General features: G+C 61.5%; 20 protein-coding genes and 1 tRNA gene. 15 read left to right on the forward strand and 6 right to left on the reverse strand.

Translation table 11 applies throughout. The features are described 5' to 3' along the window. Positions 1-2 precede the first annotated feature (2 nt). Both VX159_RS06115 and VX159_RS06120 read right to left on the reverse strand, forming a co-directional pair. Positions 3-341: an STAS domain-containing protein gene (locus VX159_RS06115; protein ID WP_371325087.1), complete on the reverse strand. Its 339-nt coding sequence runs from the start codon at positions 339-341 to the stop codon at positions 3-5. A gap of 182 nt (positions 342-523) precedes the next feature. Further along, entirely contained in the window at positions 524-937 is a 414-nt protein-coding gene (locus VX159_RS06120; RefSeq protein ID WP_371325088.1) for a secondary thiamine-phosphate synthase enzyme YjbQ, read from the reverse strand. Positions 938-1,065: 128 nt separating this feature from the next. On the opposite strand from VX159_RS06120, the gene VX159_RS06125 reads away from it, so the two are divergent. The 11 genes from VX159_RS06125 (at position 1,066) to rpoS (ending at position 12,679) form a co-directional block, all read left to right on the forward strand. Continuing rightward, positions 1,066-1,995: a phosphate/phosphite/phosphonate ABC transporter substrate-binding protein gene (locus VX159_RS06125; RefSeq protein ID WP_371325089.1), complete on the forward strand. Its 930-nt coding sequence runs from the start codon at positions 1,066-1,068 to the stop codon at positions 1,993-1,995. After that, complete coding sequence (locus VX159_RS06130) at positions 1,992-5,309, forward strand: response regulator (RefSeq protein ID WP_371325090.1); 3,318 nt, start codon at positions 1,992-1,994, stop codon at positions 5,307-5,309. Before VX159_RS06125 ends, VX159_RS06130 begins: the two co-directional genes overlap by 4 nt. A 14-nt stretch (positions 5,310-5,323) precedes the next feature. Further along, the gene (locus VX159_RS06135; protein WP_371325091.1) at positions 5,324-6,616 is read left to right on the forward strand and encodes a diguanylate cyclase domain-containing protein; all 1,293 of its coding nucleotides are present in this window, start codon (positions 5,324-5,326) and stop codon (positions 6,614-6,616) included. Positions 6,617-6,664: 48 nt separating this feature from the next. Further along, a complete protein-coding gene (locus VX159_RS06140) occupies positions 6,665-7,093 on the forward strand; it encodes an acyl-CoA thioesterase (protein WP_371325092.1) in 429 nt (142 codons plus the stop codon). A gap of 8 nt (positions 7,094-7,101) precedes the next feature. Next, positions 7,102-7,992, forward strand: a complete 891-nt coding sequence (locus VX159_RS06145) for a radical SAM protein (RefSeq protein WP_371325093.1) — start codon at positions 7,102-7,104, stop codon at positions 7,990-7,992. A 78-nt stretch (positions 7,993-8,070) separates the two neighbouring features. Next, positions 8,071-8,766 carry a UPF0149 family protein gene (locus VX159_RS06150; RefSeq protein ID WP_371325094.1) on the forward strand — a complete coding sequence of 232 codons (696 nt, stop codon included), beginning with the start codon at positions 8,071-8,073 and terminating at the stop codon, positions 8,764-8,766. Between the two features lie 276 nt (positions 8,767-9,042). After that, positions 9,043-9,363, forward strand: coding sequence for an H-NS family nucleoid-associated regulatory protein (locus VX159_RS06155; RefSeq protein ID WP_371325095.1), 321 nt, complete (start codon positions 9,043-9,045; stop codon positions 9,361-9,363). Between the two features lie 11 nt (positions 9,364-9,374). After that, entirely contained in the window at positions 9,375-10,115 is a 741-nt protein-coding gene (gene surE, locus VX159_RS06160; protein ID WP_371325096.1) for a 5'/3'-nucleotidase SurE, read from the forward strand. 25 nt (positions 10,116-10,140) lie between these two features. Further along, the gene (locus VX159_RS06165) at positions 10,141-10,773 is read left to right on the forward strand and encodes a protein-L-isoaspartate(D-aspartate) O-methyltransferase (protein ID WP_371325097.1); all 633 of its coding nucleotides are present in this window, start codon (positions 10,141-10,143) and stop codon (positions 10,771-10,773) included. Between the two features lie 68 nt (positions 10,774-10,841). Then, on the forward strand, positions 10,842-11,750 hold the full coding sequence (locus VX159_RS06170; protein ID WP_371325098.1) for a peptidoglycan DD-metalloendopeptidase family protein: 909 nt from the start codon (positions 10,842-10,844) through the stop codon (positions 11,748-11,750). Continuing rightward, on the forward strand, positions 11,747-12,679 hold the full coding sequence (gene rpoS / locus VX159_RS06175) for an RNA polymerase sigma factor RpoS (protein ID WP_371325099.1): 933 nt from the start codon (positions 11,747-11,749) through the stop codon (positions 12,677-12,679). The genes VX159_RS06170 and rpoS overlap by 4 nt, the downstream gene beginning before the upstream one ends. A 44-nt stretch (positions 12,680-12,723) precedes the next feature. Here the strand turns inward: rpoS and mltB are convergent, their stop codons facing one another. The 4 genes from mltB to VX159_RS06195 are packed head-to-tail and all read right to left on the reverse strand — an operon-like array spanning position 12,724 to position 17,648. After that, the gene (mltB, locus tag VX159_RS06180; RefSeq protein ID WP_371325100.1) at positions 12,724-13,773 is read right to left on the reverse strand and encodes a lytic murein transglycosylase B; all 1,050 of its coding nucleotides are present in this window, start codon (positions 13,771-13,773) and stop codon (positions 12,724-12,726) included. After that, positions 13,770-15,746 carry a DUF3488 and DUF4129 domain-containing transglutaminase family protein gene (locus VX159_RS06185; RefSeq protein ID WP_371325101.1) on the reverse strand — a complete coding sequence of 659 codons (1,977 nt, stop codon included), beginning with the start codon at positions 15,744-15,746 and terminating at the stop codon, positions 13,770-13,772. The genes mltB and VX159_RS06185 overlap by 4 nt, the downstream gene beginning before the upstream one ends. After that, complete coding sequence (locus tag VX159_RS06190; RefSeq protein WP_371325102.1) at positions 15,743-16,702, reverse strand: DUF58 domain-containing protein; 960 nt, start codon at positions 16,700-16,702, stop codon at positions 15,743-15,745. The genes VX159_RS06185 and VX159_RS06190 overlap by 4 nt, the downstream gene beginning before the upstream one ends. 10 nt (positions 16,703-16,712) lie before the next feature. Further along, complete coding sequence (locus VX159_RS06195) at positions 16,713-17,648, reverse strand: AAA family ATPase (protein ID WP_371325103.1); 936 nt, start codon at positions 17,646-17,648, stop codon at positions 16,713-16,715. Positions 17,649-17,850: 202 nt separating this feature from the next. On the opposite strand from VX159_RS06195, the gene VX159_RS06200 reads away from it, so the two are divergent. The 4 genes from VX159_RS06200 to VX159_RS06215 all read left to right on the forward strand — a co-directional run bounded on the left by VX159_RS06200 (position 17,851) and on the right by VX159_RS06215 (position 21,390). Then, positions 17,851-18,777: a histone deacetylase family protein gene (locus VX159_RS06200; RefSeq protein WP_371325104.1), complete on the forward strand. Its 927-nt coding sequence runs from the start codon at positions 17,851-17,853 to the stop codon at positions 18,775-18,777. 90 nt (positions 18,778-18,867) lie between these two features. After that, entirely contained in the window at positions 18,868-20,091 is a 1,224-nt protein-coding gene (locus VX159_RS06205) for an aspartate kinase (protein ID WP_371325105.1), read from the forward strand. A gap of 66 nt (positions 20,092-20,157) precedes the next feature. Further along, positions 20,158-20,250 (forward strand) — tRNA-Ser (locus VX159_RS06210). Positions 20,251-20,343: 93 nt separating this feature from the next. Continuing rightward, positions 20,344-21,390, forward strand: a complete 1,047-nt coding sequence (locus VX159_RS06215) for a DUF2914 domain-containing protein (protein ID WP_371325106.1) — start codon at positions 20,344-20,346, stop codon at positions 21,388-21,390. The last annotated feature ends 38 nt before the right edge of the window (positions 21,391-21,428 follow it).

Raw genomic sequence — 21,428 nt, forward strand, 5'->3', positions numbered from 1 at the left:
GTTCAGGGGCAGGCAGCCAGCGCTGCGGCGATGGTGTCGTGCAGCGAAAAGATGCGGTGCATGCGGACCAGTTCGAACAGGGCGCGTACCGGTTTGGCCAGCCCCACCAGATGCAGGGTACCGTTGCGGTTATTCATTGTGCGCAGGCAGGAGAGCAGCGCGCCCAGGCCTGAGCTATCCACGAAGCTCAGCGCCGACATGTCGATGACCACGCAATGACTGCTTTCGAGTAGTGGTTGAATCAGGGATTTGAACTGGCCGGCATTGCCGGCGTCGAGGTTTTCGCTCTCAACCCGGATGAGCAGGGCTGCTCCGGCCATGGGTTCGCTGTGCAGGTTCATGAGGGTTTCTCCTTGCAACTGACAGGGGCCGCCCGTTGCCGCCCAAGGTGCAGATACGGCAGGCTTGCGCGAAAAACATCGCGGCGGATCACGAGCGAACTGTAAGCAACTGACCGATGCCGGTTGTGGCTGGATTGCAAACTCTGCCGGCTGGTCCGGACCGGAACCTAGTATCCGGTGCTTCAGCCGAGCAGGGTGACCACAACTTCCCGCCGGTGCCCCTCGTTGCGGTGCTCGAACAGGAATACGCCCTGCCAGTGGCCAAGCAGCAAATGCCGGTGGGCAAAGGGCAGGCTCAGGGAAACTCCGGTCAGCAGGCTGCGGGCGTGTGCTGCCATGTCATCGTCTCCTTCCTGGCGGTGGCGATAGGCCGGGTCGCCATCCGGTGCCCAGCGCTGAAGCAGGGTGTCGAGGTCGTGGCGGACATCGGGATCGGCGTTTTCAGTCAATGCCAGTCCGCAACTGGTATGGCGGACAAAAATGTGGACGATGCCGCATTCAAGTTCGCTTTTCTGGACAATGGCCGCGATGTCGCGGGTAATCTCCAGGGTGCTGCGGGCATGGGTGACATAGTGGAGTACCTGTTGTTCGGCCATGAGACGAAAACCTCCGGTGGTCAGTATGGCTGCCATCTTGCCCGATTCTGCGGCGCAGGGGCAGAGGGGGCGCATATAATGCGGCGAACTAGCGCCGCAGACTGAAGGCGGCAAGGGGGAGAGAAAGGATGCGGGCGGAGAAGGCTGCCGGGTTCGGCTGGTTATGGCTGATGGGGGGTGTGTGTCTGCTGTTGGCTGCCTGCGAGGCGCCGCCGCAGGCAGCGCTTGGACCGCGCTTCGTCGATAACCCGCCGCTCCGGCAAAAGCCGCTCTACCGGCTGGCGGTGCATCCCTTGCATAATCCGCAGAAATTGAGCGAGGCTTATCAGCCGCTGATCGATTATCTGAACCGGCGGATTCCCGAGGCCCGCTTCGAGCTCGAAGCCTCCCGCAACTATCAGGCCTACGAGGAAAAAATCCGCGCCCGGGCTCCGGAGATATTGCTGCCCAATCCATGGCAAACCTTGTTGGCGATGGATAGCGGTTATGCAGTGATTGCGATGGCTGGCGATGCCGAGGATTTTCGCGGTATCTTCATCGTCCGCCGGGATTCGAACCTCAAACAGCCCGGCGATCTCAAAGGCAAGGCGATCGCCTATCCGTCTCCGACCGCGTTGGCAGCGGCGATGCTGCCGCAGTATTACCTGCATCGGCACGGGGTCGATGTGATCCGCGATCTGGATAACCGCTACGTAGGGTCACAGGAGTCTTCAATCATGAGCGTTGCGCTTGGTGAAACGGCAATTGCCGCGACCTGGCCGCCGCCTTGGCGCGCCTTCCAGAAGGACCATCCGCGTGAGGCTGCAGAATTGCGGGTGATCTGGGAGACTCCGCATTTGCTGAACAATTCGCTGATGCTGCGCGACGATGTGCCGCTGGAACTCCGGCATAAGTTGCAGAATTTGCTGCCCGGACTCTCTGGATCACCAGAGGGGACCCAGATTCTTGCCGCGATGCAGACAGCCCGCTTTCATCGCGCCGACAACGCTTTCTATCAGCCGGTGCGCCAGTTCATCCAGCGTTTTGAGCGCGAAGTCAGGGTCGTGGTGCAACCATGAGGCGCCTTGCTTTCTTTCCTCCCGGCCTGCGGCGGCAACTGGTTGCCTGGATTGCGCTGGTCATGGCGCTGACGATGAGCCTGTTTGTCGTGCTGTTGACAGAGCGGCAGCAGAACTTTTTACTTGAACAGAAAATTTCCCAGGCACGGGCGCTGACGCACAGCCTTGCGAGCGTCGCCGGCCCTTGGCTGAAGGCTCGCGACGTGCTTGGCTTGCAGGAGTTGCTCGACGCGCAGAAAGCTTATTCCGAGTTGCGCTATGCCGTGATCGTTGACCTTGAGGGAAGAGTACTGGCGCATACGGATGCCAGCTATCGCGGTCGCTACCTCGCTGATCTTCCTGAACGGGTTGATGGCTATCTGCTGGCCCAGACCGGCGAGTTGGTCGATTATCTGCATCCGGTGAGTTTTTCCGGTCAGCACGTTGGCTGGGTCAGGCTGGGGCTGGGGCAGGCCGAGGCCCGGCAGGAACTCCACAATCTGCGTCAGGGTGCCTTGCTCTATGCTTTGCTGTCGTTGGGGCTGGTGGTACTGATCGTGGTTGTGCTGGTGCAACGGGTTACCCGCAAGCTTTATGCGATTGAGGATGTGGTCGGCCGCGTGCGCGGCGGCGACATGAATTGCCGGGTCGAGGTGGTTGGCGACGATGAGGCTGCGCGTCTGGCCCTGGCCTTCAACGACATGCTCGAACGGCTCAGCGAGCGGGCGCGCGAACTGCGCGACATGCACCGGGTGGTGCAGATGAGCGAGGCCCGTTTCCGCAGTATTTTCGAGCGTTCCAACACCGGGATTGTATTTGCTGACGCCTCGGGGATGCTGATCGACTTCAATCCGGCTTTCAGCCAGATGATGCGCGGTTATACCCCGGCAGAATTGCACCAGCTGAATCTGGCGCAACTCAGTCACCCGAATGATCGAGAGCGCGAGCATGGCTATTTTCGCGAAATCCTGGCCGGAACCCGTGACGATTACAGGATTGAAAAACGTTATTGTCTGCGGGATGGCGAGGTTTTGTGGGTTGACCTTGCGGTTTCCGCGTTGCGTGACGAGGCCGGTACGCCTCTATATTTTGTCGGCGTTGTGGTCGATGTCAGCCATCGCAAGCATGCGGAAGAGGGATTGATCGAAGCCAAGCAGGCGGCCGAGGCTGCCAACCGGGCCAAGAGCGAGTTCCTCGCCAATATGAGCCACGAGATCAGGACCCCGATGAACGCAATCATCGGCCTTTCCCGGCTGGTCCTCGATTCACCCCTGTCGCCGCAACAGCGTGACTATCTGGGGAAAGCCCATGATTCAGCGCGGGCCTTGCTGGTAATCCTCAACGATATTCTTGATTACTCAAAGATTGAGGCCGGGCGCCTCGATGTCGAGTACCAGCCCTTTGTCCTTGACCATGTACTGCAGCGGGTGGCAGACCTGTTTTCGGCGCAACTTGAGGAAAAGGGGCTCGAACTCTTTTTCTCGATTGCTCCGGGCATGCCACAAGATCTGATCGGCGATGCGACGCGATTGACCCAGGTCTTGGTCAATCTGGTCGGAAATGCCGTCAAATTCACCGAGCGGGGAGAAATCGAGCTGGCCGTAAGTGGCGAATGCGACCGCGACGATTCGCTGCAGTTGCAGGTCAGTGTGCGTGATACGGGTATCGGTTTATCCGCCGAGCAGAGCGAGTCCTTGTTTCAGCCTTTCACCCAGGCTGATTCTTCGACCACCCGGAAACATGGCGGAACCGGCTTGGGGCTGGCGATTTCCCGGCGTCTGGTGCATTTGATGGGGGGAGAGATTTCGGTCAATAGCATCCTCGGGGCCGGTGCGACTTTCAGCTTCCATGTCCGGGTCGGTGTTGCTGCCGGTGCCGCGCGCCCGGCCGACTTGCAACAGCTGGCCGGATTGCGGGTACTGGTGGTCGACGATCAGGAACGGTCCCGGCAAATTCTCGGAGACTGGCTGCAGGCCTGGAAAATCCAGGTCGATGTGGCAGCCAGCGGGCTCGATGCACTGGGGCTGATTGAGGCGGCGCTGCTTGGTGGTACTCGACATGACGTACTGCTGCTTGATGGTCAGATGCCGGATCTGGCCGCCCGCCAACTGCTGGCCCGGATCGACACCTTGCTGCCGCAAGCGGAACTGCCGCCATGGCGGGTTGTGCTGGCCTCGGCCGGAGCGGCCGAGGCCTTGCGCCAATTAGCCGGAGAGGTCCGGATCGACGCATTCCTGAGCAAACCGGCGACACCCTCGGCGCTATTCGATACCTTGCTCGCCGTGCTGGCCCCGCCTGGATCGCCGGCAGCGGCCGCAGCCGGGGGGGCAAGCGGGAGTGCAGCGTTGGCCGGAGTACGGATATTGCTGGTCGAGGACAACCCGAACAATCAGCTGGTCGCAGCCGAGTTTCTGCGTCGCCAGGGCGCCCAGGTTGAAATTGCCGAGCACGGCGCCCAGGCGGTGGATCGGGTTGCCGGTGGCGAGGTGCCGGATGTGGTGTTGATGGATCTGCACATGCCGGTCATGGGCGGTCTGGAGGCGACCCGACGCATCCGCGCGTTGCCGCATGCGGCAACTCTGCCGGTGATTGCAATGACCGCCGCAGTGATGGCCGAGGATCGGCGTTTGTGCGAGGAGGCCGGGATGGCCGATTTCGTGCCCAAACCGATCGATCCCGAGGTTTTGCTGGCGGCACTCGGCAGGTGCCTGGGCCGCCGGCTGGTCCTCCCGCTGCCGCGAGTGCAGGCCACTGCTACGGAGTTGCCGAGGTTGCCCGGCTTCGAGCTGGAGGAGGCGCTGGTGCGTCTGGGGGGGAATCGCGAGATGCTCTATCAGTTGCTGCGCGATCTGGCTGCGGCCATTCCGGATCATTGTCAGCAGCTGGCGGAGCTGGTCGATGTGTCGGCCTTGCGGCGCGAGGCGCACATGCTCAAGGGGGTACTGGCCAATTTGGGCGGCCGCCAATTGGCCGAGCAGGCGGCTATGCTGGAAAAAGCCCTGATTGGAGCGTCGACCGTGTCAACCGAGGCGCAGCACTTGTGCGCTGCCTGGCAACACGACCTGCAGGCCGCTGCAAGCGCCATCTGCCAACTGGTTCCCGAGGCGCGTACTGAAGCCGTTGCCGATGGTGCTTTGTCGGCCGAAGAGCGGCACATTTTTCTGGCCTGTTTGCGCGAGGACGAATATCCGCCGCAGGCATTGGTGGAAAAGCTACGCGGGGAGGCGGATAAAATGCCAGCGCTTGCGCTGGCGCTACGCTGTCTGGACAATTTCGATTATGCTGGTGCGCTGGAAGCGCTGGCAGACTGGCACGACAAAGAAAACGCTGGCTGACTGATACCAAGGCGATGATGGAACACGATACCCGACCACTCCTGCTGCTCGTTGATGACGTCCCGGCAAACCTGCACGTGCTGGTTTCCATCCTGCAGCGTGAATATCGTCTGAAAACCGCTACCAGCGGCCGCCAGGCGCTGGAAATCGCCGCCCGCAAGGAAACTCCTGATCTGGTGTTGCTCGACATCATGATGCCCGAAATGGATGGGCATCAGGTACTGGAGGCCCTGCGGGCCGCCCCGGCAACCCGCGATGTGCCGGTGATCTTCCTGACTGCCGACACCTCCGATGAAGCCGAGGTGCAAGGGCTGGAGGAGGGGGTAGATGACTTCCTGACCAAGCCGATTGTCGCACCGGTATTGCGGGCACGGGTCAAGGCCCATCTGCAGCGGCGGCAGATGGAGAAGCAATTGCAGTTGTCCGATCAGATTCTGAAAAACACGCTGGAAGGGATTGTCATTACCGATCCGGAAACCCGGATTCTCGACGTCAATCCAGCGTATTGCCGGATGATGGGTTATGAGGCGACCGAAGTGATCGGGAAAACGCCGAAGGTCACCAGTTCCGGCCGGCATGATGCAGATTTTTACCGCGAGATGTGGACCTCGCTTGATCGCAACGGGCGTTGGGTGGGTGAGGTCTGGGATCGGCGCAAGGACGGTAGCGAGTTTCCGAAATGGCTGTCGATCACTGCGATCTACAACAATGCCGGCGAGTTGACCAATTACGTCGGTGTGTTCTCCGATATCAGCGTACTCAAGACCGCCGAGGAAAATCTGCAGCGCATGGCCTTCTACGATGCGCTGACCGACCTGCCGAACCGTACCCTGTATCGCGACCGGGTCGAGCAGGAGTTGGCGGTCAGTCATCGCAACAATCTGCATTTTGCGGTGATTTTCCTCGATCTCGATCGGTTCAAGGCGGTGAATGACACCCTTGGGCATGATGCGGGCGACGAATTGCTGCGCCTGGTCGCGCGCCGCCTGCGCGGCAGCATTCGCGAAAGCGATACGGTGGCCCGCCAGGGCGGCGACGAGTTCATGGCATTGTTGCGTGATCTCCGGCAGCGCGAGGATGCTGCCTGTGTCGCTGCGAATATTGTCGAGGCCTTGCAGCGTCCTTTCGAGGTGCTGGGACATCGGGTCGAGATCGGTACCAGCATCGGGATCGCCATCTACCCGGAGCATGGTCGCGATTTCGATGCCCTGTCACGTCACGCCGATATGGCCATGTATCAGGCCAAGCATGCAGGTCGTGGCACTTTCCGCTTTTATTCCGAAAGCGAGTTTCCGCTGGCTGAGTAAGCCGGCCGGCGGCTTGCTCTGTGTCTCTGATTTTTCTCCACGTTAACCATGCCGCGTATCAAGATCGATCTTCCTAAATCATTTTCGTTTGCGACCGAAATTCCGATTTACATTAATCACATCAATTATGGCAATCACCTCGACAATGCAGCCTTGCTGATGCTGGTATCCGAGGCCCGGGTGAGGTTTTTCCGCAGTCTGGGATATTCGGAACTGGATGTCGAAGGTGTCGGAGTGATCGTTGCCGATGCCGCCGTGCAGTACCGTTCCGAGGCTTTTCACGGCGAAACCCTGCTGATTGAAATGGCAGCGGATGATTTCAATAAATATGGTTGCGACTTCGTCTGGCGGCTCTCGGTCGGCGAACGTGAGGTGGCGCGCGGCAAGCATGGAATGATGTTTTTTGATTACCAGGCGCGGCGCCCGGCACCTCTGCCGCAGGCATTTGTTGAGCGCCTGCAGGCCGGCCGAAAATAAGCGCAAAGATGTTGCCGATTCGTTACGTCGAGCCGGTCTATCGTCCACCCAGCGAGGCCGAATCACTGATCTTGCCAGTGACCGACGGGTGTTCCTGGAATCGCTGCACTTTTTGCGAAATGTATACCGCGCCGCAAAAGAAATTTCGGGCCCGCGACGAAGATGAAGTCCTCGCCAGTATTCGCCGTACCGGCGAGTTATACGGGCAGCAGGTGCGGCGGGTATTTCTTGCCGATGGCGATGCCCTGGTCCTGCCGACTCGCCGCCTGCTGACAATTCTGGCTGCTATCCGTAGCCATTTTCCGGCGGTCAGAAGGATTTCGAGCTACTGCTTGCCGCGTAACCTGCAGAAAAAGAGTCAGCAGGAAGTGAACGAACTGGCGGCAGCCGGCTTGAGCATGGCTTATGTCGGAGCCGAATCCGGGGATGATGCCGTGCTGGCAGCGGTGAACAAGGGCGAAACCTATGCTTCCACCTGTGCTGCGCTGGAAAAGCTTGGCAGCGCTGGAATCACCCGGTCGGTGATGATCCTCAACGGTCTTGCCGGGCAGAGTTGGAGCCGGCAGCATGCAGAAAATTCGGCCCGTCTGGCGAATGCGACTCAGCCGGAATATCTGGCGACGCTGGTGGTTAGCTTTCCCAGAGGCGAGGAGCGGTTTCGCGCGGCCTTTCCCGATTGGGAGCCGCTGGCTCCGCCTGCCTTGTTCGCCGAAATGGAGCACTTTCTTTCGGCGCTGGAACTGCGGCGGACAGTGTTCCGCAGCGATCATGCAAGCAACTGGTTGATCCTCAAGGGAACCCTGGGAGCGGACAAGGAGCGCCTGCTGGCGCAGGTTCGAGCGGCAATGGTCAAACCGGCTGCAGCCGGTTTGCGGCCGGACTGGGCGCGCGGCTTGTAGCCCGGAGACGACGCTCAGGACAAGGCGAATGTAGCAAAGTCGGCTATGATTCGGGCCATCGATAGGAGGATGTTGTTCATGAATACGCTGCCGCTCACCGAGTCCGATCTGGATCGCCTGGAAGAATTGCTCGAATGTGAAGCCTTCGCTGGCGAGGCGTTCCGTCTTGACGAGATTCAGGCCTTGTTGTGCGCCGTAATCAGCGGTCCGCAGCCGGTCATGCCCGGGGTCTGGCTGGCCGAGGCGCTGGGGCCCGGTCTGGAGAATGCCGCTGCCGCCGAAGTCGCGGAAACGGTTGAGTTGCTGATGCGTCTGAACAACGAGATTGCCCAATCCCTGCTGGCAGATGAAACGGTTGCGCCTTTGCTTTATCCGGTGGATGAGGGCAGCGATCTCTATGATTTCGCTGCCTGGGCTGATGCATATATTGTGGGTGCCAATCTGGGCGGCGACTGGTATGAACAGGCCGGGAAACACGCCGAAGATTTGTCGGAATTGCTCGAACCCCTGTTTTTGCTCAATGGCATGCTCAAGGAGGATGTCGAGAATAGCGGTGAACGCTGGTTCGCGCCGGCAGAGGAGGCGCGCCTGATTGCCGATGTCCAGGAAAACCTGCCGCTGATCGTGCAGACCTTGTACAACTTCTGGCGCAACAAGCGAGGGGGAGGCAAGGTTGTAGCGGCAGACGAGAAGGTCGGTCGCAATGATCCATGCCCTTGCGGCAGCGGCAAAAAATACAAGGCTTGCTGCGGTAGTCCGAGCAAGCTCAACTGAGGGCTGCTTGCCGCAACTGCGGCGCGAGGGGCGCGAACAGCCTGCCGTAAAATTGACGGCATCCTTGATGCTTCGTCGAGCCCGTGATTCAGGGATTGCCTTGGCGCCTCGATTCTTTTCATTTGTTGATTAGAAGTTTTACGGATATAGATCGGTTTTATTTTCTGCGATTCCTTCCCAAGCTTTTTCAACAGCGAATAGAATAAGGTTTCACCCGGTTCTGCCCAGACGTAATCTGTCGAGCGGTTCCAGGCTATTAGATTAATGAGGTGATATATGGATTTGACGACGCTTTCAACTGTTGCATTGCGTGATCTGTTGCAACAAATTCCGGCTGAATTGAAACGCCGCGAAGCTCAGGAAAAGGCAGCGATTCTTGAAGAATTGCGTGCTCTGGCCAAGGCTCGCGGTTATCAGATGGAGGAACTTGTCGGCAAGGAAGTGGTCAAGCCGAAGGCCGTGGCCGGGATCAAGGTCCGTGTTAAATATCGTCATCCGCAAAATGCCGAATTGCAGTGGACCGGTCGTGGCCGCATGCCGAAATGGGTTGAGGCGTGGCAGAGCGCTGGCGGTACGCTTGAGCAACTGCTGGTTTGAGGTTGTCGCCGATGCGTATTCTGCTCAGTAACGACGACGGTTATTTTGCCCCGGGTTTGGCGGCGCTGGCGGCCGCTCTCGATGGGTTGGGCGAGATTGTCGTCGTCGCGCCCGAGCAAAATCGCAGCGGTGCGAGTAACTCCCTGACACTGGATCGACCGCTGCATTTAAAAACGGCGGCAAACGGCTTCCATTACGTGAATGGGACGCCGACCGATTGTGTGCATTTGGCACTGACCGGCTTGCTTGACCGTCAGCCTGACCTGATCGTTTCCGGGATCAACCTCGGTGCGAATATGGGGGATGACACCATTTATTCGGGGACGGTGGCAGCAGCTACGGAAGGCTATTTGTTTGGCGTTCCGGCCCTGGCTTTTTCCCTAACCAGCTTTGCCGGGCGACATTTTGAAACGGCAGGGCGGGTTGCGCGGGAAATGGTCGAGCGTTTTATTGCCAACCCGATTCGTGAGCCGGTCTTGCTCAATGTCAATGTTCCGGATATTCCATATGCCGATCTGCAGGGGCGGGAAATCACCCGCCTCGGCCGACGCCATAAGGCCGAACCGGTTGTGCGTACGGTTTCTCCGCGTAATGAAACCTTGTACTGGATCGGTGCGGCCGGGGCGGCAGCCGATGCCGGACCGGGGACCGATTTTCATGCGCTTGAGCAGGGGCGGGTGTCGGTGACGCCACTGCAGATCGATTTGACCCATGTTTCGCAACTTCCGACAATTCGCGACTGGATGAGGTAAAAGCCAGGTGTTGCAAGGTATTGGCATGACTTCCCAACGGACGCGGGCGCGCATGATTGACCGCCTGCGGGAAAAGGGAATCCGTAACGAGGCGGTATTGGCGGCGATGGCTGCCGTACCGCGTCACGTTTTTGTCGAAGAGGCGCTGGCATCCCGTGCTTATGAGGATACGGCGCTGCCGCTGGGGATGGGGCAGACCATCTCGCAGCCGTTCATCGTCGCCCGCATGATCGAATTGCTGCTCAATGGGCGTCCCGCTCTGGGGCGGACGCTTGAGGTCGGTGCCGGTTGCGGCTACCAGGCTGCAGTGCTCGGACAATTGACCAGCGAGGTGTATGCACTGGAACGGATTGGTCCCTTGCTGGAAAAGGCCAAAGCGAACCTGCGCACCTTGCAGCAATTCAATGTCCGCCTGAAATATGCCGATGGCCAGCACGGTTTGCCAGAAGTGGCTCCCTTCGACAGCATCATCGTCGCGGCTGCCGGAATTGCGATTCCGCCGGCCTTGCTGGCGCAGCTGGCGCCGGGTGGTCGCATGATCCTGCCGATTGGCGCCGGTGAGCAGTATCTGAGCCTGATCGAGCGAACTGCACAAGGCCTGGTTGAGACCCGTCTTGATGCAGTTCGTTTTGTTCCCCTGCTTTCTGGAATGCAATGAGCGCAAAGCCCAATTTTTCTTTCGCCGTTCCGCTCATGGTCGCCTCGACCCTGATCTTGACTGCTTGCATGTCGCAGCCGCCGGCACCCGCCGAGGAGCGCAGCGCTCCGGTGCGGAATGCAGGAAGCAGCGCCCTGCCGGCCTCTGCGGCGGGGGGCGGCTATCTGGTCAAGCGTGGTGATACTCTGTACCGGATCGCCCTTGAGCATGGGCTGGACTATCGCGAGTTGGCGGCGTGGAACGGGATTGCGCCGCCTTACACGATCCGCGAGGGGCAGTCGCTGCGGGTGAGCGCAAACCCGGGGGGGGGCGGTGGCGAGGCACCGGTTCAGGCCAAGCCGGTCGGTGCGGCGCCGCTGGTCGAGACCCGTCCGCTCGAGCCTCAGCCGGTGGCTGCTGCTGCGGCTCCTGTTGCCGCTGCGGCAGTTGGCGGTGGCGTCAAGCGCGAACCGCGGGCCGGAAAAGAGCCTTATTCCGATGAGGCTTATGCCCGGCTCAACCGCTTGCCGGAGACCCCAAAGGTGCCGGAGCCGGCCAAACCGGTTGATGTGGTTCCCTCTCCTGCTGCTGCGGTTGCTGGTGGCGCACCGGCTGCCGCAGTTGCCGCCGATGAGCTGGTCTGGGCCTGGCCGACGGCGGCTAAGCTCAGTTCCCCGTTCTCCGAGGTGGGCAGCAAGGGGCTCGATTTTGCCGGCAAGGCGGGCGACCCAGTGCTTGCCGCTGCCGACGGCAAGGTGGTTTATGCCGGGGCAGGCTTGCGCGGCTATGGCGAATTGGTTATCGTCAAACACAATGCGACTTTCCTGTCGGCCTATGCCCACAACCGCAAGATTCTGGTGCGCGAGGGGCAGCAGGTAACCCGCGGGCAGAAAATTGCCGAAATGGGGAATACGGATGCCGATTCGGTTAAGTTGCACTTTGAAATTCGCAAGCAAGGTAAACCTGTCGATCCAGCCCAATTTTTGCCAAAACGATGAGCGACTACCGCGAGCAGCAAGACGAAGAGGAATTTTCCCCGGAGCCTGATGAGGCTGTTTTGTTGCCCGAACCGGAGGTGGTGACCCCCGAGCTTGAATTGCTCGAAGATGTCACCCAGTTGTACCTCAATGAAATTGGCGCCAAGCCGCTGTTGACACCGGAGCAGGAACTGGCTACCGCCAGGAAGGTGCGGGCTGGTGATTTCGCCGCCCGCCAGAAAATGATCGAGCACAATCTGCGGCTGGTGGTGAATATCGCCAAGCACTACCTCAATCGCGGCATCCCCTTGCTGGATCTGGTCGAGGAAGGCAATCTCGGCCTGATCCACGCGCTGGAAAAATTCGATCCCGAGCGCGGTTTTCGTTTCTCGACTTATGCGACCTGGTGGATTCGCCAGAGCATTGAGCGCGGAATCATGAACCAGTCGCGGACGATCCGCTTGCCGGTACATGTGGTTAAGGAAATCAACGTGGTCCTGCGTGCGATGCGGCACCTGGATTCTGCCGAAAAACGCGAGTCGACCGTGGAAAAGGTCGCTGCGCTGATCGATAAGCCGGTCGAGGAGATTCGGCGCATTCTGGCGCTCAATGAACACATTGCATCGCTCGATGCGCCGCTCGATGTCGACTCGGCTCACAGCATGGCCGAACTGATTCCTGACGAAGAAGGGCATGACCCGGAGTCCTTGCTCCAGTCAAGCGAGATCGGCTCGCTGCTGGGAGATTGGCTGAGTCGGCTGTCGGAACGGCAGCGCTTGGTGATCGAGCGGCGTTATGGGCTTAACGGTACCGATATTGCGACGCTCGACAGCATTGCCGGCGAACTCGGACTGACCCGCGAGCGGGTCCGCCAGATCCAGATGGAAGGTCTGGATAACCTGCGCAAGATCATCAAGCGCGGCAATATTTCCCGCGATTCCCTGCTCTAATCACGCTACCCCGGTGCCGGTGCGCCGGGGTGGGTGGTTTGGCGTCAGCGGGGCAGACGCAGGCGGATTTCCTCGGCCAGCTGGAAAACCGACATCGCGTAGAAGCTGGAGCGGTTGTAGCGGGTAATGACATAAAAGTTGTCGTGACCCAGCCAGTACTCCGTTTCGCGTTCGGGCGAAACCAGGTCAATCAAGGCCACTCGTGCCTGTTCGCCAAGTTCGTTGCTGATCCCGGCGGCACGCAATTCGCGTTCACCGAGCGTGGGGCGGATACCTGCTTCAAGCAGTTCGGCCGGTGGTGCCGAGTTGCCGCGTACTGCTTCGGCAATCGGTTTGCCGGCCTGCCAGCCGTGCTGTTCGAGAAAGCGGCCGACGCTACCGATGGCATCGTCCACGCTGCCTGACAGGTCCACTCGCTGATCGCCGTCAAAGTCGACGGCATAACGCCGCTGACTGCCGGGCATGAATTGCGGAATGCCGATGGCGCCGGCAAACGAGCCCTTGACCGTCAGCGGATCAAGCTGGTTTTCCCGGCTCAGCAGCAGGAATTGTTCGAGTTCGGTGCGGAAGAAGTCGGCACGTGGCGGATAGTGAAAGGCCAGCGTTCCCAGTGCTTCGAGCACCCGGAAGCCACCGGTGTTTTTACCGTATTCGGTCTCGACTCCGATGATTGCGACAATGATTTCTTCCGGAACACCGTAGAGGGCGCTGGCCCGGCTTAGCCGGTCGCGGTGTTGCACCCAGAAACGAACCCCGCCATCAATTCGCCGTTCGTTCAGGAAACGAGGGCGATAGCGTTCCCATGAGCGTTGCTGCGGTGTCGCCGGGGGCTTGATCAGCTGCAGCACGCGCGGATTGGCGCGCACCTGGGCAAACTGGGCAAGCAGGGTGTCGGCATTGAAACCATGGCGCTGTTCCATGTCGCGGGCAAAACTGACCACCGCACTGTCATCTGCCAGCGGAGGGAGTTTTTCCGGGGCCGGTTTGCCGGCCGCCACGGTCAACGGTGCGTAGAGGGCAAAAATGGCAGCCAGCGTCCAGGGGCTCGGCGCCCGGCGCAGCTGGGTGAAAAGCGAGAGGCGGGGAGTTCTCAAAACCTGTTTCCTTTTGCGAGTTGCGCCACAGCGGCGCGTAGTTGCCGGGCGGCGGTCACGGCAGCCGTGGGGGGGGAGGGAGGCCCGTAGCGGGCCGCCAGATAAACCTGGACTACCTGGGCGAAAGCCGGAGCACGTGCCGGCATTTCCTGGTTGACGCGGGCGAGCAAGGCCAGCGGCGCTTCGCCCGGCTGGCAGTGTACTTGGTGGCGGGCCAGAATGCGCAAGGCGCGTTCCCATTCCTGGCGCAGCGGGTCCCGGCGTGGCCGATGCCAGAGCAACCGGAGTGCCAGTCCGGCCAGCAGCAGGCTGCCGCCGCCGGTCAGCAGCAGCGCCCAGCGCCGCCAATCGCTGGTGGCCACGCCAACGGCGGCCAGCCACTGACGTTGGCGTTCGGCGTTGTAACCAATGAAATACTGGTTCCAGGCGTTGTTGGCCGCATCCCAGCGGTGGCGCAGCGCCAGCAGCCAGTCGGTGCGTAGTGCCGCGAGCAGCGGGAGCGGCTCACCGAGCGGGAGAGCGGCGACGATGCCGCGTTCAATTCGTTCGGGAGCAACGGCCGCAGTCGGGTCAACCCGTTGCCAGCCTTCGCCGGCAAGCCAGACTTCGGTCCAGGCATGGGCATCGGACTGGCGGACTTCAAAATAGCCATCTACCGGATTGAGTTCGCCCCCCTGGTAGCCGCTGACCACGCGGGCCGGTACCCCGGCGGCACGCATCAGCAGGGCAAAGGCGGCTGCATAATGCTCGCAGAAACCGCGCCGGGTAGTGAATAGAAAGTCATCGATCGCATGTTGGCCGAGGATTGGCGGTTGCAGGGTGTAGGCAAACGGGGCTTGGGCAAATAATTGCAGAGCCTGGACGACACGCTCCCGGGGCGACGCAATGCGCTCCTGCCATTCACGTCCCAAGGCTTGGCTGCGCGGGTTGCTGTCACCCGGCAGGCGCAGGTTGCGTTGGAGCTCCCCGGGGCTGGCCTCGCGGTTAAAACGGTAATCGAGATGGGCAGCCAGGCGCACGCGCTGGCGTTCATGCAGCGGCTCGCGGCTGCGCAGGCTGAGGCTGGGCGTCAACTCCGCATCGGCCGGCCAGGCGCCCGGCGCGTCGAGCGCCAACAGCCAGTGCTGGCGGCTGGCCTCGAGGGTCGATTCATAGGTCAGAGTCGGGCCGGTGGCTTCAATCCGGGGGGCTTGGCGGCTGGCCAGCAGGGGGCGCCAGGCGTTCCCTTGCAGCAGTTCCAGTACCGGTCCGCGCCAGTAAAGCAGACGCCGGGGCGGTGGTGTTTCATCGAAGCGAACCCGGAAGGCAATTTCACCGCTCAGTGCCAGATCGGCGATGCTCCCTGGCTCGATCTGTTCGGCCAGGCCGCTGCGGGCGCGCTGCGCATCTTGCGGCAAGCCCCACAGCGGGCCGGAAATACGCGGGAAGAGGATGAACAGCAGGAGCGTCAGCGGGATCGCCTGCAGGCACAAGCGGGCCGCTTCGCGCAGCAGCGCCCGGGGGGGCAGGACGCTGGTCTGGAGGCGCAGCAGCGCGGCAACGATCAGCCAGAGCGCAAGCAGCAGCCAGAGTGCGGTAGGGATACTCTGGCTGTGGAGGAAGTGGGTGAGCAGCAGGAAGCAAGACAAGGTCAGCAACACCATCGCATCGCGCCGGCTGCGCAGTTCGAGCAGCTTCAGCGTAGCCATTGCGACGAGGAGGGCAATTCCGGGGTCGCGGCCAAACAGGCTGCGGTATTCGAGTGCGATGCCGGTTGCCGCGATGCCGACCAGGGGCAGCAACAGCCAGCGCGGAGGCAATTGCCCCTGGCGCATGGCCTGAGTCAGGCTCCAGGCAAGCAGCACGGCACAGCCGAATGTCAGCCAGGGGGGGAGTTGCCCGGCGTGCGGCAACAGACTGGCGACGGCGGCAGCCTGCAGCCAAGGCAGGGCGGCGTGCTCGAGAGCAGCCGGGGCGGCCAGCGGCTGACTCATCCGTTTGGTGCCGGAAACAGGGCCAGCGCTTCCAGGCAGCGCTGGCGGTGAGCCGGACCATGCGCGGCAGCGATTTCGCAATCGGGGAGCGACAGGCTGTAACGGCTGCCGGCAGCATCCACCGCAAGGATCCAGCCGCATAGCTGCGAGAGGCGTGCTTCCGGGTCACCGGAGGAGCAGGCGAGCCAATCCAGACGGTATTCGGGCCGAGCGCCACCAGCAAACTGCTTGACCAGCAAGGGGCGTTCTGCGCTCTGGCGACTGCTTGCCTTCCAGGCTACATGGCGGGGCGAGTCGGCCGGTTGCCGGTCTCGGAAGCCGGCGAAATCCTCTCTGCCTTCCTGGCCGCTGGCCAGTTCGCCGGCCGCTGGCAGCGGCACTGGCAGCGGCGTGACGCAAGGCGCGGGATAAACCAGAGCCCGCACTTCTGGCTGCAGCCAGCTCCAGGCAACAAACAGGCCGAGCGGGTAGCGGCTGGCCAGCTTGATTCGCGGCAGGCTCAGCCAGCCGCGTTGCTTGGCAGGAACGGGTAGGGCGATCCAGTCGCTATCGACGCATTGCGCATGTCGGACCGGGCTGCCGCCGGCGGGCAGAAACTCCAGGGCCCGGTGAGCAACACCGGGTGCAGCGGCCAGCCGGAGCGGAAAATGCACGCTTTCGCCGACAAAGACCGGGGCGCAGGGGGCCGGCGTCAGGCTCAATCCGTACAGGTTGCGGAAGGTGTGCAGCATGGCGTTGAGCCCGAGTGCGGCGAGCAGGAAAACCAGCAGGTGTCCAAGCGTCAGGCTGTAATTGATCGCGCCGAGCAGCATCGTGAACAAGGTCAGCGCGTAGAGCAGGCCGGCGCCGGTGGGAAGGATGTAGATGCGATGACGGTCGAGGCGGATCGTGCCGCTGCCATCACGCCGGCGGCGGAAAAAAGCGGTTTTGACACGGTCGACCGTGGATAAGCCCATTTTATCTGGCTCAGGGAATCGCAACCTCGCGCAGCAGGGCTGCGACTTGCTCTTGGCTGGCGTACCCGTTGCCTTGCGCCGAACGCAGGCGGTGGCGGGCGACGGCAGCAAAAACCGCCTGCACGTCGTCGGGAACCACCATCCGGCGTCCGGCCAGCCAGGCCCAGGCCCGGGCCGCCGCGAGCAGTGCCAGTCCGGCACGAGGCGAAAGGCCATGAGCAAAATCGGGGTGATGGCGGGTTGCTGTGAGCAGGGCTTGCACGTAGTCGATCAACGGTGCTGCCGTATGGGTTGCCGCTGCCGCCTGCTGCAAGGTCGGCAGTTCGCGGGTATCGAGCAAGGCCGTCATAGTCCGGGTCTGGCTGCGCTGGCTGCCGCCGGCAAGCAGGGCGCGTTCGGCGGCGGCTGTCGGGTAGCCGAGTTCGAGGCGCATCAGGAAACGGTCCAGTTGCGATTCGGGGAGCGGAAAGGTGCCGATCTGGTGAGTCGGGTTCTGGGTGGCGATCACGAAGAAGGGCTGGGGCAGCGGCCGGGTGCTTCCTTCGCAGGTCACCTGGCCTTCTTCCATCGCTTCGAGCAAGGCACTCTGGGTTTTTGGGGTGGCGCGATTGATTTCGTCGGCAAGCAGCAGTTGGGTAAAAATCGGGCCGGGAATGAAGTGGAAATCGCTGCGTTCACGGTCGAAGATCGAAACCCCGGTAATGTCGGCTGGCAGCAGATCGCTGGTGAACTGGATGCGGGCGTAGTCGAGTCCCAGCAATCCGGCCAGCGTGTGCGCCAAGGTGGTTTTGCCCATCCCGGGCAGGTCTTCGAGTAACAGGTGGCCGCCCGCAAGCAGGCAGGTCAGGGCCAATCGCACTTCCGTTTCCTTGCCCAGGATGATCTGGTTGGCACGTTCGAGCACAGCATGCATCGGGGTGGCGGAAGGCAGGGGGTCTCCAGGCATGGCGTGATTCCGGGGCGAGAGCTAGAGGGCCTATTCTAAAGCGAGTTGGCCGCGTGCCAGTGGCGCTGTTTGCATTTGACGACAGCGCCCCCGCTTTATTCTGCGAGTCCGGCCTTAGACCTTGAAGCGAGCAGGGAAATGAGAACATAATGGCATTTCACCGAGCGCCGGTATGCGCGCCGCCAGAGAAAAGAGAGAACAAGTGAGCACCACTGCCTTCATTACCCATCGCGACTGTCTCCTGCACGACATGGGGGCGCATCACCCGGAATGCCCGCAACGCCTGACCGCGATCAACGATTACATGATCGCGCAGGGAATCGATGCCTATTTCGTTTATCACGACGCGCCACTGGCGACCTTCGAGCAACTCCTGCGCGTGCATCCGGCCTCGCATCTGGAGCGGGTCAAGCGTGCTTCGCCGGAAATGGGCGTAGTCCATCTTGATCCCGATACCGCGATGAATCCGCATACCTGGCAGGCCGCGCTGCGTGCCGCCGGTTCTGGTGTGCTGGCTGTCGACCTGGTGATGAGCGGCCAGTCGCAGAACGCCTTCTGTGCCGTGCGCCCGCCCGGCCACCACTGCGAGAAGGCCAACCCGATGGGCTTCTGTTTCTTCAACAACGTCGGGGTTGCCGCCCGCCACGCGCTCAAGGCGCACGGCCTGGAGCGGGTCGCGATCATCGATTTCGACGTCCACCACGGCAACGGGACCGAGGACTGCTTCGCCGGCGACGAGCAGGTGCTGATGTGCAGCATTTTCCAGCACCCCTTCTATCCCTATAGCGGTGCCGACAACCCGGCAGCCAACATGTGCAACGTGCCGCTTGCGTCCGGTTGCGGCGGCGAAGAGTTTCGCGACGCTGTCGCCCAGGTCTGGATTCCGCGCCTGCGCGAGTTCAAGCCGCAGATGATCCTGATTTCCGCCGGTTTCGACGGACATTACGAGGACGACATGGGCGGCCTCAAACTGGTCGAAAAAGACTATGCCTGGTGCACCGAGCAGTTGATGAAGGTGGCGGCCGAATTCAGCAACAAGCGGATCGTTTCGATGCTTGAAGGCGGCTATGTGATGAGCTCGCTGGCACGCAGTGTCGGCGCCCATCTGCGGGCGCTTGCCGAGATCTGAAAAACACACTTTTCTGTTCTGAATAAAGCGGGGCTGGGGTAAAATCCGGCCTTCTTTTTTCCCGTTTGCAACGTTTAACCGGATACTTCCATGGCGTTGATTGTTCAAAAGTACGGTGGCACTTCGGTCGGTAACCCCGAGCGCATCAAGAATGTCGCCAAGCGTGTGGCCAAGTTCCACGCACAGGGCCACCAGGTGGTGGTGGTCGTTTCCGCAATGAGCGGCGAAACCAACAAGCTGATCGCGCTGGCCAAGGAAATTTCGGCCACGCCGGATCCGCGCGAGCTGGATCAGATCTGCTCGACCGGCGAACAGGTCACGATCGGCCTGCTGGCGATGGCGCTGAAGGAAATCGGTGTCCCGGCCCGCAGCTACACCGGCGGCCAAGTCAAGGTTCTGACCGACAGTACTTTCACCAAGGCTCGCATCCTGTCGATTGATGAGTCGAACATGCGCGCCGACCTCGATGCCGGCAAGGTCGTCGTCGTCGCCGGTTTCCAGGGTGTGGACGAGTTCGGCAACATCACCACGCTCGGCCGTGGCGGTTCCGATACCTCCGGCGTTGCGCTCGCTGCCGCGCTGAAGGCCGATGAATGCCAGATCTACACCGACGTCGATGGCGTTTATACAACCGACCCGCGCGTCGTGCCGGAAGCCAAGAAACTCGACACCATCACCTTCGAAGAGATGCTGGAAATGGCCAGCCTCGGCTCCAAGGTGCTGCAGATCCGCTCGGTCGAGTTCGCCGGCAAGTACAAGGTCAAACTGCGCGTGCTGTCCAGCTTCCAGGATGAAGGCGAGGGCACGCTGATTACTGTTGAGGAAGACAAGAACATGGAACAACCGATCATTTCCGGTATCGCCTTCAATCGCGACGAAGCCAAGCTGACCATGCTGGGCGTTCCCGACACCCCGGGCATCGCCTACCAGATTCTGGGCTCGATCGCGGAAGCCAACATCGACGTCGACATGATCATCCAGAACGTCGGTCACGACGGCACCACCGACTTCTCCTTCACCGTGAATCGCGGCGATTTCGCCAAGGCTCAGGCGATCCTGGAAGAGGTCAAGGCCAAGCTGGGCGCGCGCGAAGTCACTGGTGACAACAAGATCTGCAAGGTCTCCGCCGTTGGCGTCGGCATGCGCTCCCACCCGGGCGTTGCTTCCAAGATGTTCAAGGCCCTGGCCGACGAAGGCATCAACATCCAGATGATCTCCACCTCCGAGATCAAGATTTCCGTCGTCCTCGACGAGAAATATCTGGAACTGGCGGTTCGTGTCCTGCACCGCGCTTTTGGTCTCGATCAGCAATAATTTGCATTGGTGATTGACCAGGTGGCGCGAAGCGTGTAGTATTCGCGCCTCGTTACCGAACGGTAAGGAGACGTGGCCGAGAGGTCGAAGGCACTCCCCTGCTAAGGGAGCATGCGGGCAAAACCTGCATCGAGGGTTCGAATCCCTCCGTCTCCGCCAGCGATGCTGGTGACCCCGTCAGTAACGGACAATACCCCGCCCAGCGCAAGCGAAGCGGGGTTTTGTTTTTCTGTCGTTGGCAGGAGAAAGTCTGTGCTCGGGTCCTTGCGGCGGTTTTATCCGGTAGCCGCCTTTTTTGCTGGTTTCATCTGGGATGCATTGACCATCGGTCAGCGTGTCCGGCCGCTCGACTTCGTCCGTCTGGGACTTTTTCTTGCCGGCGCTGCTGCGCTGGCCTGGTGGCTGGCACGGCGCGATGCGCGTGCGCTGCTGCCGCCGCCGCTCGATGCGGGCTGGCGGGCACGGCTGGGCTGGCAGGCCCCTTATCTGGCGGTGCAGTTCTTTTTCGGCGGTATCTTCTCGGCGCTGTTCATCCTTTACTTCAAGAGTTCAGGGCATTTCGGTGCCTGGCTGGTCGCCCTGCTCCTGGGCAGCCTGCTGGTCGCCAACGAATTCGTTGGCGAACGCTACGGGCGGCGGTTCACGCTGACCTGGGCCTTGTTTGCGATCAACGCCATCCTGCTCGCCAACTTTGCCCTGCCTTACGCGCTGGGCAGTCTCGACCCCCGCTGGTTCTATGTCTCAACCCTGGCTGGGGTGTTGCTGGCTCAGGCTTGCTGGTGGCTGGCGCCGGGGCGGCCGGGGCGGATCGGTCCGGCCTGGCTGCTGGCCGGGGTGCTGCTGGCCGCCTGGCAGGGCGGGATGATTGCGCCAGTGCCGCTGGTCAAGAAGGAGTTGGTGATTGGTCAGGGCTTTGAGCAGCGGGGTGGAGATTACCTGTTGCAGGTCGAGCCGGCGCCGGCCTGGCAGTTCTGGCGCAGCCAGGCTGCGATCGTGCATGTCCCCCCCGGAGGACGTTTGTACGGGCTCTCGGCAGTGCATGCGCCGTCCGGGGTCACCGCGCGGCTGGAGCATCGCTGGGAATTTCTCGGGACTGCCGGCTGGCAAATCCAGGGGCGTAGCCGTTTCGAGAGCAGCGGCGGGCGCGAACGCGGCTTTCGCGGCTACTCGTGGATTTCTGCGCCGGCGGCCGGGGCATGGCGGCTGGTGGTTGCGACCCAGGATGGACGAACGATCGGCATCCTGCCCTTCACCGTGCTCCAGCAGGCGCCCGATGCGGTGGTATTGCGGCGTTACTGAGTTCCGGCGCCGGCTTCCGGGCTAGAATAGCCACTTTG

This window comes from Dechloromonas sp. ZY10, assembly GCF_041378895.1.
In the GTDB taxonomy this organism is placed as follows: Bacteria; Pseudomonadota; Gammaproteobacteria; order Burkholderiales; family Rhodocyclaceae; genus Azonexus; species Azonexus aquae.